The organism is Burkholderia diffusa, assembly GCF_001718315.1.
Taxonomy (GTDB): Bacteria; Pseudomonadota; Gammaproteobacteria; order Burkholderiales; family Burkholderiaceae; genus Burkholderia; species Burkholderia diffusa_B.
This window is the reverse complement of sequence record NZ_CP013363.1, coordinates 2,318,707-2,333,898: the sequence shown is the minus strand read 5'-3', so window position 1 is coordinate 2,333,898 and position 15,192 is coordinate 2,318,707. Positions and strand designations below refer to the sequence as shown.

At 63.8% G+C, this 15,192-nt stretch carries 12 protein-coding genes; 4 read left to right on the top strand and 8 right to left on the bottom strand.

Annotation, left to right across the window (positions count from 1 at the left end; translation table 11 throughout):
• Positions 1–10: 10 nt before the first annotated feature.
• Positions 11–1,543 (top strand): multidrug efflux transporter outer membrane subunit OpcM, encoded by a 1,533-nt coding sequence (opcM, locus tag WI26_RS25605; protein WP_069227871.1) that lies wholly within the window; start codon positions 11–13, stop codon positions 1,541–1,543.
• A 268-nt stretch (positions 1,544–1,811) separates the two neighbouring features.
• Here opcM and WI26_RS25600 read toward each other — a convergent pair whose 3' ends face one another.
• From WI26_RS25600 to WI26_RS25580, 5 genes are all read right to left on the bottom strand, one after another.
• Positions 1,812–2,480, bottom strand: coding sequence for an HAD family hydrolase (locus WI26_RS25600; RefSeq protein ID WP_069227607.1), 669 nt, complete (start codon positions 2,478–2,480; stop codon positions 1,812–1,814).
• Positions 2,481–3,497: an ABC transporter ATP-binding protein gene (locus WI26_RS25595; RefSeq protein ID WP_069227606.1), complete on the bottom strand. Its 1,017-nt coding sequence runs from the start codon at positions 3,495–3,497 to the stop codon at positions 2,481–2,483.
• Between the two features lie 12 nt (positions 3,498–3,509).
• Positions 3,510–4,289, bottom strand: coding sequence for an ABC transporter permease (locus tag WI26_RS25590; protein ID WP_069227605.1), 780 nt, complete (start codon positions 4,287–4,289; stop codon positions 3,510–3,512).
• Positions 4,279–5,175, bottom strand: a complete 897-nt coding sequence (locus WI26_RS25585) for an ABC transporter permease (protein ID WP_069227604.1) — start codon at positions 5,173–5,175, stop codon at positions 4,279–4,281. The genes WI26_RS25590 and WI26_RS25585 overlap by 11 nt, the downstream gene beginning before the upstream one ends.
• A gap of 106 nt (positions 5,176–5,281) precedes the next feature.
• On the bottom strand, positions 5,282–6,331 hold the full coding sequence (locus WI26_RS25580) for an ABC transporter substrate-binding protein (protein WP_069227603.1): 1,050 nt from the start codon (positions 6,329–6,331) through the stop codon (positions 5,282–5,284).
• Positions 6,332–6,555: 224 nt separating this feature from the next.
• Between WI26_RS25580 and WI26_RS25575 the strand changes: the two genes are divergently transcribed.
• Both WI26_RS25575 and WI26_RS25570 read left to right on the top strand, forming a co-directional pair.
• Positions 6,556–7,302 carry a UTRA domain-containing protein gene (locus WI26_RS25575; protein WP_069227602.1) on the top strand — a complete coding sequence of 249 codons (747 nt, stop codon included), beginning with the start codon at positions 6,556–6,558 and terminating at the stop codon, positions 7,300–7,302.
• A 96-nt stretch (positions 7,303–7,398) separates the two neighbouring features.
• Entirely contained in the window at positions 7,399–8,433 is a 1,035-nt protein-coding gene (locus WI26_RS25570) for a sugar phosphate isomerase/epimerase family protein (protein ID WP_208604141.1), read from the top strand.
• A 224-nt stretch (positions 8,434–8,657) separates the two neighbouring features.
• Here WI26_RS25570 and WI26_RS25565 read toward each other — a convergent pair whose 3' ends face one another.
• The 3 genes from WI26_RS25565 to WI26_RS25555 form a co-directional block, all read right to left on the bottom strand.
• Complete coding sequence (locus tag WI26_RS25565) at positions 8,658–9,509, bottom strand: alpha/beta fold hydrolase (protein ID WP_069227601.1); 852 nt, start codon at positions 9,507–9,509, stop codon at positions 8,658–8,660.
• 393 nt (positions 9,510–9,902) lie between these two features.
• A complete protein-coding gene (locus WI26_RS25560) occupies positions 9,903–10,529 on the bottom strand; it encodes a response regulator (protein ID WP_230939388.1) in 627 nt (208 codons plus the stop codon).
• Positions 10,530–11,133: 604 nt separating this feature from the next.
• Positions 11,134–11,802 carry a response regulator transcription factor gene (locus WI26_RS25555; RefSeq protein ID WP_069227600.1) on the bottom strand — a complete coding sequence of 223 codons (669 nt, stop codon included), beginning with the start codon at positions 11,800–11,802 and terminating at the stop codon, positions 11,134–11,136.
• 230 nt (positions 11,803–12,032) lie between these two features.
• Between WI26_RS25555 and WI26_RS25550 the strand changes: the two genes are divergently transcribed.
• On the top strand, positions 12,033–15,083 hold the full coding sequence (locus tag WI26_RS25550) for a hybrid sensor histidine kinase/response regulator (protein WP_081334350.1): 3,051 nt from the start codon (positions 12,033–12,035) through the stop codon (positions 15,081–15,083).
• The last annotated feature ends 109 nt before the right edge of the window (positions 15,084–15,192 follow it).

Genomic DNA, 15,192 nt, shown 5'->3' with positions numbered 1-15,192 from the left:
GGAAAACAAGATGGACAACATGCACAACTCGAATGGCCTGATGCGCTTTGCGAAGGTGGCGGCCGCGAGCACCCTGCTCGCGACGCTACTCGCCGCGTGCGCGGTGGGGCCCGACTACAAGCGCCCGGACGTGTCGACGCCCGCGGCGTTCAAGGAAGCGCCGACGCTCGCGGCCGGCGAACAGGCCGGCACGTGGAAGACGGCCGAGCCGGCGGACGGCGAGCATCGCGGTGAATGGTGGAAAGTATTCGGCGATCCGGTGCTCGACTCGCTCGAGTCGCAGGCGCTCGCCGCGAACCAGAACCTGAAGGCCGCGGCGGCGCGCGTCGAGGAAGCGCGTGCTGCCACGCGCACCGCGCGCTCGCAGTGGTTCCCGCAGATCGGCGCTGGGTTCGGGCCGACACGGGAAGGGCTGTCGTCGGCGTCGCAATTCCAGCCGCAGGGCACGGGCCCGACGACCGCGACGCTGTGGCGCGCGCAGGGCACGGTATCGTACGAGGCCGACCTGTTCGGCCGCGTGAGCCGCAACGTCGAGGCGTCGCGTGCCGATCAGGCGCAGAGCGAAGCGCTGTTCCGTTCGGTGCAGCTCGCGCTGCAGGCGGACGTCGCGCAGAATTACTTCGAACTGCGCCAGCTCGATTCGGACCAGGACCTGTACCGTCGCACGGTCGAACTGCGCGAGGAAGCGCTGAAGCTCGTGCAGCGCCGCTTCAACGAAGGCGACATCAGCGAGCTCGACGTGTCGCGCGCGAAGAACGAACTGGCGACCGCGCAGGCCGATGCGGTCGGCGTCACGCGCCGGCGCGCGGCGTCCGAGCATGCGCTCGCGATCCTGCTCGGCAAGGCACCCGCGGATTTCGCGTTCAAGGAGACGCCGATCGTGCCGGTCGCGGTGAAGGTGCCGCCGGGCCTGCCGTCGGCGCTGCTCGAACGCCGCCCGGACGTGTCGGCGGCCGAGCGCGCGATGGCCGCCGCGAATGCGCGGATCGGCCTTGCGAAGTCGGCGTATTTCCCGAAGCTCGATATCACGGGTGCATTCGGTTATGAGGCGTCGACGCTCGGCAACCTGTTCATGTGGTCGAGCCGCACGTTCCTGCTCGGGCCGTTCGCCGGCACAGCGCTGACGTTGCCGCTGTTCGACGGCGGCCGCCGTGCGGCCGGCGTGCAGCAGGCACGTGCGCAGTACGACGAGCAGGTCGCGAACTACCGGCAGCAGGTGCTCGTCGCGTTCCGCGAGGTCGAGGACAATCTCGCCGATCTGCGCCTGCTCGACGATCAGATTCGCGCGCAGGATGCGGCCGTCAATGCGTCGCGTCGCGCGGCGACGCTGTCGCGTACGCAGTATCAGGAAGGCGAGGTGGCCTATCTTGACGTGATCGACAGCGAGCGTTCGGTGCTGCAGTCGCAATTGCAGGCGAACCAGCTGACCGGTGCGCAGGCCGTGTCGACCGTGAACCTGATCCGCGCGCTGGGCGGCGGGTGGGGCGCGGCGCCGGCGGCGATCGGCGATGCGGCGCACAAGGAGGATGTCGCCGCGCGGTGAGCGTGGTCGGCGGGCGATGCTGCCGTCGCCCTCGCAAAGTCGAACCCCGGCGCGCGACGAGTGTTGCGCGGCCGGGATTCCGGTTGCCGGTTGTGTCAGCGCCGAACTACCGGTCAATCCCGACGGTCGTGCTCCATCGACTGTCGCCCGCTGTCGGCGAATCGCTTCGTTGGGTGCTCGCTTTGCGAAGCCCGGTCTGTTCCGGCATGTGCGGATACATGCGCCAGCTCCGCCGTATTCGCGGTCGACACGAGTATGTCGTTCTCACTCAGGCGTCCGCCAGTACGCGTCGCCAGTTCAGCTCGACCCATTGTCTGCGGATTGCTTCATTGCGCAGCGCGTCGTTCGGATTCACGACATGCGCATGCCGTACCGACTGCAGCAATGGCATATCGTTCAGTGAGTCGCTATAACCATGGCTGCCGTCGAGCGATTCGCCGTGCTGCGCCAGCCATTCCCGCAGTCGTGTGACCTTGCCTTCGCGATAGCTGAGTACGCCGCATGTCCGGCCGCTGTATACGTCGCCGGTCGTTTCCAGCCTGATCGCGATCACGTCGGCGACACCGAGCCGCCGCGCGATCGGTCCGACCAGATGCTCACCCGACGCCGAGATGACAAGCAAGCGATCGCCGCGCTCGCGATGCAGCGCAAGCCGACGCCACGCGTCAGGGAATACGCGCGGTACGATCACGGCTTCGATGAAGCGGTCGATCCATGCGCCGACCACGTCGCACGCGATGCCCTGCAACGGCGCGAGCGTATAGTCCATGTAGTCTTCCATTGCGAGCGTGCCTGCATGGTAATCCCGCAGCAATGCGGCTTCGTGCGGCAGCATGTCGAATGGCGCGAGACCATGTTCAACCTGAAACCGCAGCCACAGGTTCGAACTGTCGCCGTCGATCAGCGTGTCGTCCATGTCGAAGATCGCGAGCGCCATTCAGTGCACCTCCCGCATCTGACGGCGATCGATCGATACCCCGATCGCGCTGCCGGTCGGCAGCAAATCGTCGGCGCTTCGGTTCAGGTGGTCGACACGCAGGCCTACGCCTTCGGCGTCGACTTCGTAGCGGACGATATTGCCGAGCAACTGGCGACCGCGAATGATCGCGGGCACCGGTGGGTCCGGGTGAAGGGGATGCCGCGCGCCCGGTTCGCACAGCAGGATCGATTCGGGGCGAATCGCCAGATGTCCGGTCAGCGTGATCCCCAGCAGCCGTTTCGCTTCGGCTGAAGACAGCAGGTTGTAGTTGCCCATGAAGCGTGCGACGAACTCACTGGCCGGTTCGGTATAGATTGTCTCGGCGGCCCCTTCCTGCACGATGCGACCGCGATTCATCACGAAGATCCGGTCCGACAGCGTGAGTGCTTCCTCCTGGTCGTGCGTGACGAATACGGTAGTCAGGCCGAGACGTCGCTGGATGTCTCGGATCTGCTCGCGCAAGTTGCGGCGAATGCGCGCGTCGAGCGCTGAAAGCGGCTCGTCGAGCAGCAGAATGCGCGGCTCCACGACGAGGGCGCGTGCGAGCGCGACGCGCTGACGCTGTCCGCCGGACAGTGCGTGCGGATAACGCGCCTCCATGCCGGTCAACTCGACGAGGCGAATCACGTCGGCCACGCGGCGCGCGACGTCGTCAGCTGTACGCTTCTGCATCTTGAGGCCGAATGCGATATTGTCCGCGACGGTCATGTTCGGGAACAGTGCGTAGTTCTGGAACACCATGCCTATGCCGCGCCGCTGTGGCGCGAGCGTGGTGATGTCCTGGCCGTCGACGCGAATGCATCCGCTATCCACGCCGGTCAGGCCTGCGAGACAGCGCAGCAGCGTTGATTTTCCGCAGCCGCTCGGACCGAGCAGCGTGACGAACTCGCCTTGCCGCAGGACGAGCCGGATGTCTTCGAAGATGGTCGTCGCGCCGTAACGCTTGGTCAGACCATCGATTTCCACATGAGACATGGCGCAGCCTCTTTATTTGCTTGAATGGCCGAGCCGGGTCGCGAACCCGGTCAGCACGAGGGTAGAGAGAAAGTAGCTCATCACGAGCGCGCTGGTCAGATGGCCGCTGCCGGCGTTGAGGCCGTACAGATAAACCTGCAGCGTCTCGTAGCGCGCGCCGGCGAGCATGTTCGCAAACACGAATTCGCCGAGCAGGAGGGAGAAGGACAACAACAGCGACGCTGTCAGGCCTTTGCGCAGATTCGGCAGGATCACACGGACGAACGCTTGTGGTGTATCGGCGCCCAGCAGGTAGGCGGCGTCCATCAGGCTTGTCACATCGAGCGAGCGCAGGCTGTCGGCCAGTGCGCGATAGACAAACGGCAATACGATGGTGAAATAGCTGCCGAGCAGGATCCACGGCGTGCCGACGAGCGGCAGCGGCCCGTCGGCGAACAACTGCAGCAATCCGACGGATGCGACCACCGGGGGCATCGAGAACGGAATCAGGATCAGCACGTTCATCCAGCGGTCGAGCCGTGGAAAGCGGTAGCAGACGACGAATGCGGCCGGCACGATCGTGAGTGTCGCGAGCAGCAGCGTGCCGACGCACAGCAGCAGCGAATGTCCGAACGCGATGAGAAATCGGGTGTCGTGCCAGAGCCGCGCGTACCAGTCGAACGTCAGCCCTTCGGGCAGGATCGTCGCCTCCCAGTGCCGCGAGAGCGAGTAGAGCAGCGTTGCGACGACGGGCGCGACGAGCAGCACGCTCAGCAACCCGACGACCCCGCGATGGAAACGGTCAGCGCGCATGGTAGCTCCTCTTCAGCAGCCACTGGTTGACAGCGGCGACGAGCGCGAGCAGTCCGACGAGCATCACCGACATCGCGGCGGCCAGGCCCGGCTGCAGATCGATGTTGCCGGATACGAGACTTGCGATCCGCACGGTCACGAGGTTGAAGTTGCCCGACGTCAGCGCGAACGCAGTCGCATAGGCGCCCATCGCGTTCGCGAGCAGCAGGATGAATGTGCCGAGCAGCGCCGGTGCCAGCACCGGTAGCGCGACATGACGCCAGTACGCGCAATGGCCCGCGCCGAGCAGTGCCGCTGCATCCTGCCAGTGGTCGTCGAGCGCGTCGAGCGCCGGATAGAGCAGCAGCAAACCGAGCGGCAACTGGAAGTACGTGTACAGCAGGATCAGCCCGTCGCGCGAATACAGACGGAAATCCTGCAGCCAGCCCCATTCGCGCAGCATCAGCGTGAGCGTGCCGTTGGTGCCGATCAGGATAACGAAAGCGAATGCGAGCGGCACGCCGGACAGATTGCCGGTCATGTTGGTCAGTGCGATCACGGCGTTACGGAAGCGCCCGCCTACGCGGCGCAGGGAAACCGCACCGGGCAGCGTGATCAGCAGCGCCAGCACGCTCGAATGGAGCGAAACGATCAGACTGTTGCCGAAGGCCTGGCGATAGAACGGCGAGCCGGCGATCGCGCTGAAGTTCTCGAACGACAGGCCGTGTTCGCCCGCGACACTGTGCGCGAGCACCCAGCCCATCGGCGCGAGGCAAAACAGCGTCAACAGTGCAAGCATCGGTACGAGCAGCAGCGCCGAGCGCCAGTGAAGCGCAAGACGCTTGGGGGCGGACGCGATGCTGGTCGCCATCGGAAGCGGCAGCGGCGGGGGGACGGAAGTATTCATTGGATTGAGGCTCCGCAGGGCTTGCGGCAGCCCGTGCGGGCACGGGCTGCTTGCGCAACGGGGGTTGCCGCATTCCTGCGGAACCCCGGGGTTGCGCGACGCAGCCTCACTGCATGTTGACGATCACCTGCTCCTGCCATGCGCGCGGCAATTGCTTCTGCGCGACTTCCCAGGCAGCGATGTCGCCGATGGGCTTTGCGACGCGATACTGCGACGCCGGCAGCAGTTTCGCGACGACGTCCTGCGGAATCTTCACGTCGGCGCGGATCGGACGCGCATAGCCGCGCGCCAGGTTGACCTGGCCGGCGTCGCTCAGAATGTATTCACGTGCCAGCATCGCCGCGTTCGGGTGCTTTGCATACTTGTTGATGATCGTCGAGTAACCGTAAGTCAGCGAACCGTCCTGCGGGATCAGCACGTCGAAACGCGACGAGTCGATCTTGTCACGATACGCGAGTGCGTTGAAATCCCACTGAATGCCGACCTCTACCTCACCTTTTTCGAGATTCGCGATGTTCGGGTCGTTCAGGGTCAGCCGCCCCTGCTTCGCGAGCTCAGCGAACAGGTCGAGCGCCGGCTTCAGGTTCTTCTCGTTGCCGCCGAGTGCATAGGCGGCGGCAAGCACCGCACTGCTCGCGCGCGCCGACGTGCCGACGTCACCGAGCGCGACCTTGTATTTGCCCTTCAGCAGATCGGCCCATGTCTTCGGCGGATTCTTCACCAGCTTGTTGTTGACGATGAAGGCGATCGTGCCGGTGTACGACACTGCCCATTGGCCGTCGTTGTCTTTTGCCCACGCTGGAATCTGGTTCCAGGTGGTCGGCTTGTACGGCTGGGTCACGCCCTTTTTCACGGCGATCGGCGCGAACGTATAGCCGACGTCGCCGATGTCGCCGCTCGCATTGGTCTTCTCGGCGTCGAACTTTGCGATCTCCTCGGCGGAGCTCAGGTCGGTGTCCTGGTGCTTTAGCCCGTATTTCCGTGAAAGCTGGGTCCACGTGTCCTGCCAGTTGGCCCAGTCGGCCGGCATGCCGAGGCTGTTGACCGCGCCTTCTTTTTTCGCGGCGCCGATGAGGCCGTCGATATTTTGCGCGAATGCGGCGGAGATGGTCAGGCTCAGGGCGCCGGCGATGCAACCGGCGATCAGGGTGCGCATGGTGGTCGTCCTCTGGACTAGTCAAAAAAACAGCGCGAATATTAGACGCCGAATATGTCAGTTTTACGTCTCGGTGCTTGCAATTTATTCAGAGTCTCGAAGGGACATCGTGAAATGAGCCGTCAATACGCTGCACTGCTGATCATCGTGATGTCATAAAGCCGTCATCAAGCTTTGGCAAAAAGGCGGCATCCGAGAAACAGCACAATTGGACTAGTCATCGCATGAACGACCGCCCTCCAACCCAGATCATGCAAATCCGGCAAGCGCTTACCGGCCAGATCGACAGCGGCCTGCTTGCTCCCGGTGCGAAGCTGCCGTCCGAACGTGAACTCTGCGAACTGTTCGGCACGACCCGCATCACGCTCAAGGACGCGCTGCTGGCGCTCGAGGCCGAAGGCCTGATCTACCGGGAAGAACGGCGTGGCTGGTTCGTCGCCTATCCGCGACTGAACTACAACCCGCTCTACCGCACGTATTTTCAGCGCATGGTCACGATGCAGAAGCGTCAGGTGGAGACGAAGGTCGTCGGTATCGGGCACGTCGTCGCGAACGCGCTCCTGTGCAAGGAAATGGCGCTTGCGCCGCTCACGCGCTTGTACCAGATACGCCGCTTACGCTATCTGGACGGTCGCAGAGTGTCGTACGTCGAGCATTTCCTCAAGCCGGAGCGCTTTCCCGGCATTCTCGAGCACGATTTTTCGAAATCGCTGACGCAGACTTATGAACAGTGCTACGGCCTGCACTTTTCCCGCTCGCGATTCGAGATCTATCCATCGGCCGCGCGCGGTGACGTCGCCCAGCAGTTGAACGTCACGCCCGGCAGTCCGATCCTGATGATCACGCGGGTCAATTTCGACCAGCACGGCATGCTGGTTGACTGCGACCACGAATACTGGCGCCACGACGCGGTTCGCATTTCTGTCGACAGCCAGGCGGACCAGCCGTGGGGTGGTGAGGATACTGCATGAACGCCGGCCCGATCCGTCGCCCATCACTTACGTCCCTTCATCAAGAAAATGAGCATGTCATCGTTGCATCCCCTTCATGACCGGTTCGATGCGCTGTTGAACCACAACGTGCCCGACCCGTCGCAATGGCCAGTGCCCGCTCTTACGCGGGCGCTCGCCCAGAAACTGCTTGACCGGCTCGACAAGGTGCGATTGTTCGGCCACGCATACCCGTTGCTGACCAATCTGACGCATGGTCGCTATCGGCCGATCGATCTGCTCGATTTCGCGTGGCGTCACGAGCTGGACGGCATGTGCATTCATGTCCTCGACGGCGACGTCAACAGTCTCGCCCGAATGCCGGACGATGGTTTGCGTGCGGTCGCCGAGCGAGCGCAAACGCTGGGCCTGGCGCTCCATCTGGAACTGAGCAGCACCGCTCGCGCCGATGTGGACGAGGCGGCACGTATCGCGGAGGTGATGGGCGTGCACGATCTGCGGGTCTATTCGCGCTATGAGGGCCGGCTGTCCTCGGTCATGACGAAAATCGAGGCGGATCTGCGCTATGTCGCGCAACTGGCCGAACGTTTCGACCTCCACGTCGACTTCGAACAGCACGAAGAACTGAAGAGCGCGGAAATCGCCGCACTGCTGCGCCGCGTAAACCATCCCCGCATCAATGCGCTGTTCGACTTCGGCAACATGATCAACGCATGCGAGCAGCCGCTGAGTGCATTGCGGAACCTGGCGCCGCACATTCGCCAAGTACACATGAAAGGCGTGCGTGTCGTGCCTGAAGTTGGCGGATTCGGTCATTACGGCGTGCTGCAGGGCAGTGCCGACGACGAGTTGCCAGGCGCGCGCATGCTGTTCGAATTGCTGATGCTGGGTGAGGATGCGCCGCAGGTGACCGCGTTCATTCTCGAACAGGAAAACCACTACCCCGCGCCAGCGTTCCGGATGCGCGATGAAGAGGTCGACCCGTTCATTCCCTATCGCGAGATGAGCGATACGCCGCTGCCGGCCGGTTTCACTGTCGAGCAGATGATGGACGGGGAGGAACGCTGGGCGATCGACCAGATCGTATATGTGCGCTCGGTTCTCAGCGAGTTGCGGGAACTCGCGCAGCGTGTGTTCGACACGCGCTTGTGACGCACGACTGATCGTGTTCTTCCCGATGCGGTTTCGCCTGAGGGCTCCGCGATGCAAGCGCCAAACGGGCAGGCGTCCGGATGGTTATCGGCAGGCGCGGACCGCATATGAAACGAAATGGGGATCTGGTGCTACGAATGCAAAACGGCCGGCGTGCGCCGTCTGTTCGTCACCGCACCTCTCCGCATTCGCGGCGACGCACGCTTGACGAAATCACATCGTGATCAGGTCGAGATGAACTCGTGGACGTAGCCGTTGAATGCAGCCGGATTGGCCGCGTTCATCCCGTGCGATGCACCGGCGACGGTCTGCCGGTGCACGTCGCCGATCCACTGCGACAGCGTTTCGACGTTGTTGCGGAACATCTTCGGGCTGCGCTGGCCGTCGATCAGCAGCGTGCGGCATGCGATATCCGACGCCGTGTGCTGCGAATACGCGGGCAGCGGATCCTGAAGCTGCTTCGGCAGCGTGCTCGCGTTGTCGATCGCCATCGTGCGAAAGCGCGACGTGCTCTTCTTCCAGGCGCCGGGCAGGCTGACCGAATCGACGAACATCTCCAGGCCGGCTTCCACTTCGCCTTGCCCGATCAGGGTCACGGCCTTCGTGCGCAGTGCGATCGCGGCGGCCGGCAGCGCGGCTTCGCGCACGCCCGGCTGTTGCAGCGGACCGCCCGGATCCGCGAGCGTCAGCGTGTCGACGAGCTGCGGATGCTGACGGGCGACGTTGAACGCGACGCTGCCGCCCCGCGAGTGGCCGACGAGATGCACGGGGCCAAGATCGAGTGCATCGATGAATTCGGCGAGCTCGTCGACGTGGTTCTGCCAGCTGAATTCGTCCTGGATCCCGGCTTCGACGGCCGGCCAGTAGTGGCTCAAGCTCGGCGCGATGCAGCGGTAGTGCGCCGACAGCGACGCGAGTTGCGGTTCCCAGTAGCGGTAGTCGCACAACGATCCGTGCACGAACACCATCGGCGCGCCGCTGCCCCGCTCGACATACGGCAGGCTGATGCCTGACGACAGCGTCGCAAATTGCAGGTCGGGGTTCGCGAGCACCGACGGCTCGATTCGCATGTTCATGACTGAAAACTCAATGGGTGCGTCATCACGTCGCAACTATGCCTCACGGCAAGCTGCAAGGAAAACGCATAATTTTCATCGTCACGATCAATTTTATTGATAGCAACACGGCGAAACGCCCATGGGAGAAGCGGTGGGAGGCGGCGGGATTCGTGAAACGTTCGGGGTATTACGGCATAAGGCGCCGATTTCAAAGAGAAAACGGCCGGTTGGTTGCGCGGCGGAACGCCGATGTAAGGTCGCCCGGCTGGTCGATTTGCACCCGACGGTTGGGCGGTGAAACGTCAAACGTGGCAGAGCGGCGCGTCCCGGAATGTGTCGGCTTCGGCGGTTGAGGTTCCATTGCGAAGCCGACTCATCGGTGATGCATGTGAGTCGCCTATTTGCAGCGTCTCACTTACGCTGATCGGTGGCTTCCAATGCGAACTTGATCAGTTCCATGTCGGTCGCCGCGCCGAACTTGCGCATCACGCTGCGTTTCTGCGTGCTGACCGTCTGCTTGCTGCGCCTCAAGTGCCTCGCGATGTCGGCGACGGACTGTCCGGAGACCAGAAGCCGCAACACCTCTGCCTCGCGCGGAGAAAGATCGTGCATCGGACCGGGCGCGCTGAGTTGCGCGTTGGCAAGGAGGGCGCTGATGCTCGGCGACGTGTACTTGCCGCTTGCGTAGCTCGCGTGAATCGCCGTGATGATGTGCCCGATCGGATCCGCCTTGCTCAGTACCGATGACACGCCTTGCGTAATGAGCGAACGGATCACCACGGGATTGGACATCATCGTGAACACGACCAGCCCGACGTCGGGGAAATGCCGCTGCAGGTAGCCGAACAGGGCCAGCCCGTCGCCGTATTCGCCAGGCGGCATCGTATAGTCGGACAGCACGACGTCGCACGGTGTGCGTCGCAGCGTCGAGATCAGTTCCGTCGAGTTCTGGCAGACGCCGACAAGCCGAAACGTGTCGACGGTTTCGAGGATCTGTTGCAAACCGAATAGCACGGCGGGATGGTCGTCGGCAATCACGACGCGTATGGCGAATTTCTTCATTCGAGGGTTATCCGGTGAACGACTGGGCAAAGGGCGTTTCCCAAACCATGGCGATCGAACGCCGAAGACGTCGCTGCGCGTCCGACCGGTTCGCCGCGCGTCAAACGGCGGCGCGGGACCTTGTCGGCCGGTGCCGGATCGTCATCGATCCGGGATGGCGAGCGCGATCGCTCGTTGCGAACTCGCTCGCCATCCGATGAAGATGCGCGTCGGGAAAGGGCACTGGAAAGTCTAGTGAGATTGCGGTGTGGCCGGTATCGTATGCGTGATCGACGTAGGGGAAGATGACGTCGTACATGTACGAAATCTCGATCGGACAATGGCTCGGCTGCTCAGGATGCCGTGGCTGAACGCGTTTTCAAGGCGCGGCCAATCGACGATGCAAGCGCCGATTTTCACGAGCGCCTCGCGTATGGCCGCGAGGCGTTCGAGCCGGATGTGCAGATGCTTGAGGGAATGTGGTCACGCAACGCTCGGCCGAGCTGAGACAAGATGTCTTCTTGTCTTCTGAATTTTCCGACCCGCAAGCAGGGCGCCGGGCGTGCGCGGGGGGCGTTGCCCCGCCGTTACGCGGCCGGACTCATTCTGTGTTGCGAGGGGAGGCGGGAATCAGTTTCGCGTCGATCGCGTAGCGGATCAATTCCACGTCGTTCGCGACGCCGAGCTTGCGCATTGCCGCCGCCTTCTGCGTGCTCACCGTTTGCTTGCTGCGGTTCAGGCGCTTGCTGATTTCGGTCGTCGACAGGCCGGATGCGAACAGCCGGACCACTTCGTGTTCGCGTGGCGACAGCGGTTGTGCGGCGCCCGGCGAATCGATCTCCGCCTGCTTGACGATCGCTTCGATGATCGGCGATAAATACGCACCGCCCGCATAACGTGCATGAATCGCGGTGACGATATGGCCGGTCGCATCGGATTTGCTCAGGATCGACGAAATGCCGATCGACATCAGCGAGCGGATCACGACGGGGCTGTCCATTACCGTCAACGCAATGAGGCCAATGTCCGGATAATGCCGCTGCAGGTACTCGAAGAGCGCGAGACCGTCGGCGTATTCGCCGCCCGGCATCGCATAGTCGGAGACGATTATGTCGCAGGGCTGCCGCTCGAGTGTCTTGATGAGTTCGGTCGCGTTCCCGCACGTCGCGACGACCTTGACGGTGCTAATCGGCTCCAGCGTGTGGACGAGCCCACCCAGCACCGTCGGATGATCGTCCGCGATAACCACTCGTATCGAAAACTGGTTCATGTTGTTCGCGATTGCCGCCCCGGATATTGTGGTCGCTCGCCATTCGACGATGCGGCGGCCCCGGCGCCGGCATCCCGAAGGGAGCGAAGTATGGATCATACTCGTCTTGTTTGGCCGGCAGTGAGCCGCGCGCCGGTGAACGCGCATCGTCGCTTGCGTGCCGGTGTGCGTCGCGGTCGCGATACTGAAGCTCGATACTGTTCCCGAACTCGCTTACGTCAAGGCCCACCATGCGTGTGACCCCGTCGCTCAACCTGCTCAGCCGTTTTCGCACCCATCAGCAGATCCTGTTGTTCTCGGGCGCCGGGGTACTGACGTTCTTCATCCTGCTCACGTTCGCGCTAAGCCTGACCGGGGCCTTGCGTAGCTACCTCGGTGACGAGCGGCAGACGTTCAGTCGCGACCAGGCGCTGGTGCTCGACAGGGTCTACGTCAGCGCGGTCCGCGTGCGGCTCGCTGCCGTGCAGGGCGAGACCGCCTGGGAAGCTTCCGGCCTTGCCGATCCCGAGATGCGGCGGCGGTTCGACGCACATGGCGGTCAAATGGTCTTTCCGTCCACGGCGGATGTGAACCTGCCGTTGTTGCTCCGTCTGCCGGGCGCTCCGCGGAGTCCGGACGACGAGCTGCGTCGTATTCTGATGTACGCGAAAGGCCCTGCCGGCTTTTCCCGGCACCAGATGAAATCGCAGAGCGAAGCGCAATATATGTCGTGGCAGGCGATGGGGTACGTGGTCTTCCCTTCGATGTCGGTAGTCGGCATCAGCCCGCTGCCTCAGTTGTCCGATCCGCGCGTGGCTCGCGCCATTGCCGATCGGGCGCGCCTGGCCCGCTATTACCTGGCCGGTCTCGACAATTTCGATCAGTGGGCCGTCCCGCGGGAAAGCGCGCGCGAGCTCCGTTGGTTGCCACCGGAGCCGGATCCGGTGACCGGGCAGACGTACTATCGCGTCGCCGCCGGGATGTTCGAGGGCAGCCGGCCCTTCGGTGTCGTCGTCGGGCAGTACATGCCGGAAAGGCTGATCGAGTCGCTCGTTCCGGGTTCGTTTGCCGGTACGTACATGATCGTCGATGCGCGCGGCGTGCCCGTGGTGAGCACGTCGGCCCCGCCGCTTGGCAGCGCGACAATCCGGCAGGTGCTCGCGGAACAGCGGGCGAACGCGTCGTCGTCGCAGTTGACCGAGCGCTATGCGGATGGCGCGATGACGATTTCCATGCCGCTCGCCCGATCGGGATGGTCGCTCGTCTACGTATTGCCCCGGCATGTCATCGTGAACACGGTGGCGCGGCGCATTGCCGGCACCGCGAGCGCCACCGCGCTCGCGCTCGTGCTGTTATGGACGTTCGTCCTCCTCTTCAATCGCAAGGTCGTCGCGCCGCTGTTCGAGCGTTCGGAGCGCGTGTTCGACAGCGAACATCTGAGTCGCACGCTGATCGAGACAGCGCCGGTCGGGCTGGCGCTCGTCAACGTGAGCGACAACACCGTGCTGCTCGAAAGCGCGCATATGCAGGCACTCGAGGCCCGTGTCGGCGCGCGCGACGGCACGCTCATCGGTGACGTGCTGAAGCGCCATGCGCCGGCAGTGTTCCTCGAGCAGCGCGGCAGCCAGGCGGCGACGGCCGACATCCAGCTGAGCCTGCCTGGCGACGACGGTGGCATGATCGATCTCGCGGCCAAGCTGACGCCGGCGCACTATCAGGGGCGGCCGGTGGTGGTCGCGGCATTTTCCGACGTGACGGCCGAACGTCGGCTGGCTCGCCAGCTGACCGCGGCCAAGCATGCGGCCGACAGCGCGAACGCGGCGAAGACGGCCTTTCTCGCCGCGATGAGCCACGAGATCCGCACGCCGCTCAATGCGATTCTCGGCCACCTCGAATTACTGGAGCGCCTGCCGCAAGCAGCACCCGTCGCGGCGCGCGTGCGCACGGTCGCGTCGTCGTCGCGCGCGTTGCTGGACGTTCTCAACGACATCCTCGATTTCTCGAAGGTCGAGGCGGGCGAGATGAGTTTCGAATCGATCAGGTTCGACCTGGCGCGCCTGATCTCGGAGGCGGTCGCGATGCTCATGCCGCTCGCGCAACGCAAGGGGCTCGCGCTCACCTGGTCGATCGATCCCGCGCTGCCGAGTCACTATGTCGGTGACCCGGGGCGCATCCGGCAGATCGTCGTCAACCTGGTGGGAAATGCAATCAAGTTCACCGATGACGGCCATGTGTCGATCGACGTGCGGGCAGGCGGGGGCGAACTTTCTGCGTCGCCGGTCGTCATCGATGTGACCGATACGGGGATCGGCATTGCCGCCGACCGTCAGGTGCACATCTTCGACGCATTCGATCAGGCAGACGTGTCGATCACGCGGCGCTTCGGTGGCACCGGGCTGGGCCTCGCGCTGTGCAAGCGCATTGCCGAATCGATGGGCGGCGCGATCGCGGTGGACAGCGAGGTCGGACGTGGCAGCACCTTCACCGTGACGGTGCCGATATCGCCTGATGACGAAACGGCGCTTGACGTGGAAATGGACGTCGACACCCCGGATGACGACGCCGACCTGCGCGGCATCCATGTGCTCGTGGCCGAGGACCATGAAGTCAATCGCGAACTGATCCGCGACCAGCTCGACGCGCTCGGCTATACGTACGACATCGTCGAGAACGGTCTCGTCGCGCTGCGCTATTTCAATGAGCGGCATTACGACCTGGTGTTGACCGATCTGGCGATGCCGGCGATGGATGGCTACACGCTCGCGACGTGCCTGCGCGCTCAAGGCGCGCGCACGCCGATCATCGCGATTACCGCCGATGTCACGGCGGCCAATACGCGGCGCGCGCAGGAAGCGGGGATTTCGGGCGTGCTGCTCAAGCCGATGTCGCTTGCGTCGATCGATGCGGTTGCGCGCAAGCACCTGAAGCTCGCTGCGGATCCGCACGCCGCCGCGGCGATCGTAGCCGCGGCCGAACGGTCGATCGTGCTGTCGCCAAGCCTCGTGGCCGCGCTGGACCAGCGCACGGAAGAGTCGTTGTTGGCCATCGACGAGGCGATGGCCCATGGCGACTGGGAGACCGTGGGCTCGCGCGTTCATTCGATCAAGGGCGCATTCGCAATGATTCACGAGCAGGCGGTGGTCGATGCCTGTGTGCGGCTGGAAGACGTGATTCGCCACGCGCCGGACGTCGATGGCGGAGAGGCGTCCGATGCGCTGGCCGGAGTCCGCACGAGTGTGACGTCGGTGCTCGAGCGGATCGTGACGGATCAAGAATCGCATCAAGCCGGGGCGAGCGATTGAGCTGTCACGGGCACGGTCGTGTTGTCGAGCGGGCGTGCTGTCAGAATCGGAGCACATTCCTGAGAGATGCGGCACTACGATCCGTCATCGGATTCCGGGCCACTGCTTC

Excerpts from the sequence above, each read along its gene's own strand:
- WI26_RS25575 (WP_069227602.1), top strand. The coding sequence starts at position 6,556 with ATGAACGACCGCCCTCCAACCCAGATCATGCAAATCCGGCAAGCGCTT.
- WI26_RS25590 (WP_069227605.1), bottom strand. The coding sequence starts at position 4,289 with ATGCGCGCTGACCGTTTCCATCGCGGGGTCGTCGGGTTGCTGAGCGTG.
- WI26_RS25600 (WP_069227607.1), bottom strand. The coding sequence starts at position 2,480 with ATGGCGCTCGCGATCTTCGACATGGACGACACGCTGATCGACGGCGAC.
- WI26_RS25595 (WP_069227606.1), bottom strand. The coding sequence starts at position 3,497 with ATGTCTCATGTGGAAATCGATGGTCTGACCAAGCGTTACGGCGCGACG.
- WI26_RS25585 (WP_069227604.1), bottom strand. The coding sequence starts at position 5,175 with ATGAATACTTCCGTCCCCCCGCCGCTGCCGCTTCCGATGGCGACCAGC.
- WI26_RS25555 (WP_069227600.1), bottom strand. The coding sequence starts at position 11,802 with ATGAACCAGTTTTCGATACGAGTGGTTATCGCGGACGATCATCCGACG.
- WI26_RS25550 (WP_081334350.1), top strand. The coding sequence starts at position 12,033 with ATGCGTGTGACCCCGTCGCTCAACCTGCTCAGCCGTTTTCGCACCCAT.
- opcM (WP_069227871.1), top strand. The coding sequence starts at position 11 with ATGGACAACATGCACAACTCGAATGGCCTGATGCGCTTTGCGAAGGTG.
- WI26_RS25580 (WP_069227603.1), bottom strand. The coding sequence starts at position 6,331 with ATGCGCACCCTGATCGCCGGTTGCATCGCCGGCGCCCTGAGCCTGACC.
- WI26_RS25565 (WP_069227601.1), bottom strand. The coding sequence starts at position 9,509 with ATGAACATGCGAATCGAGCCGTCGGTGCTCGCGAACCCCGACCTGCAA.